Annotated in this window: 2 protein-coding genes; both read right to left on the bottom strand. The window is 55.6% G+C overall.

What is annotated here, in order from left to right; all coding sequences use genetic code 11:
- A partial coding sequence (locus tag BM100_RS22380) for a DNA topoisomerase (protein ID WP_244896551.1) occupies positions 1 to 935 on the bottom strand: 935 nt, incomplete at its 3' end.
- Position 936: 1 nt separating this feature from the next.
- Positions 937 to 1,533, bottom strand: a 597-nt coding sequence (locus BM100_RS22375) for a PFL_4669 family integrating conjugative element protein (RefSeq protein ID WP_092515013.1), incomplete at its 5' end; no start/stop codon positions are given.

Below are 1,533 nucleotides of genomic sequence, written 5' to 3'. Positions count from 1 at the left end.
TACAGCGACTGGGCAATCGTCAGTACCTGACCGGCCCCCATGCCCCACTGGCGGGAAGCCACCTGCTGGAGTGTCCCCAAATCAAAACAAAGCGGCGTCGGGGTTTTCTCCCGTTTCCGGGTGAGCTCCGTCACCACAGCATGTTGTGTCTGTTGGCAGGCTTTAACCACACGATGTGCGATATCTTCGCGAATACAGCGTTTTTCTTCATCACACGCATCGGGGCCGGGCAACCACTTGGCCCGAAAGGCAATATTATCTTTTTGCAATGTGGCCATCACCTGCCAGTAAGGCTGGGGTTCAAACCGGCCGATAGCATTATCGCGGTTCACGACCAGCGCCAGTGTCGGCGTTTGTACCCGCCCAATGGACAGCACCTCACCAAATCCCTGAGCCTGTGCTTTCAGGGTATACAGGCGGGTCAGATTGATGCCCATCAGCCAGTCAGCGCGTACCCGACCCAGCCCGGCCTGATAAAGCGGTGCCGTTTGTTCCCCCGGTAATAACGCGGCCAGAGCCTGCCGGATACTGGTTTCATCCAGCGCGGACAACCACAGCCGCCTGACGGGACCGATGAAACCGCAATATTCCAGCAACACGCGGGCAATCACTTCCCCTTCACGGTCAGCATCCGTGGCGATGATCACTTCATCCGCCTGTTTCAGTAACTGTTTGATCACCGCAAACTGATCAGCGGTCTCTTTTTTCACCGTCCATTGCCATTGCGCCGGCAGCACCGGCAGAGGTTCCATCCGCCAAGGCGGGCCAAATTGTTCGCCATAGTGCTCCGGGGCGGCCATTTCCAATAAATGCCCGATAGCCCACGTCACGGTCACGTTCTGGCTCAAAAGACATCCCTGCCCACGCTGCTTCACACCCAACACGCGGGCGATATCTCTGGCCTGAGAGGGCTTTTCACACAAATAAAGCTGCATATCACCCCCTGCCCGCATCCTGAACAACCGCACGCCGGCTCGGTGAAAAACCGGAACGCAACCGACCCGACAAAATATCGGGTTCCGGCTCGCCCAGCCATTTAATGGCTTCAAGGCCGGCCGGTGTTTTTTCCTCAATATCTGTACGGGTCACCTTCAGAGGGCGGTAAGAACGCACCAGACCATAAATCTGGCGGATCACCCGACTGCCGTTATGCAGCAACGCATCCCGCTCTGAACGAGAAATAAAACCGTAATGGAACGCCTGAAAGGTTTTCATTGCCAGTTGGTCATAACCGACCAGCAGCCAAACACAGCGATATCCCAATGGCGAATGGCTGTAGACACCGATATTCAGTGGTTCAACGGAGGAAACAGCAGATAACGTAACGTGTTCCGGCAAAGCATTCAGTGTCTCCTGCAAGGTAGTAATACTCTGTTGAAGACTGGCTGATGCTGTTGCCAGAGCCTGCTCCAGCTTAATCAGCCAGCTGTCGGCATACGGGTTATCAGCAGCCGCATCTGCGCTGATAGTGCCCGCCCGTTTAATGACTTGCGGCATACCGATAATATCCGGGTATTGACGACGGCCAGTGAG

Source organism: Xenorhabdus mauleonii (assembly GCF_900113945.1).
Taxonomy (GTDB): Bacteria; Pseudomonadota; Gammaproteobacteria; order Enterobacterales; family Enterobacteriaceae; genus Xenorhabdus; species Xenorhabdus mauleonii.
The sequence above is the reverse complement of the archived record's forward strand: the minus strand, read 5'-3'. Positions and strand labels throughout refer to the sequence as shown.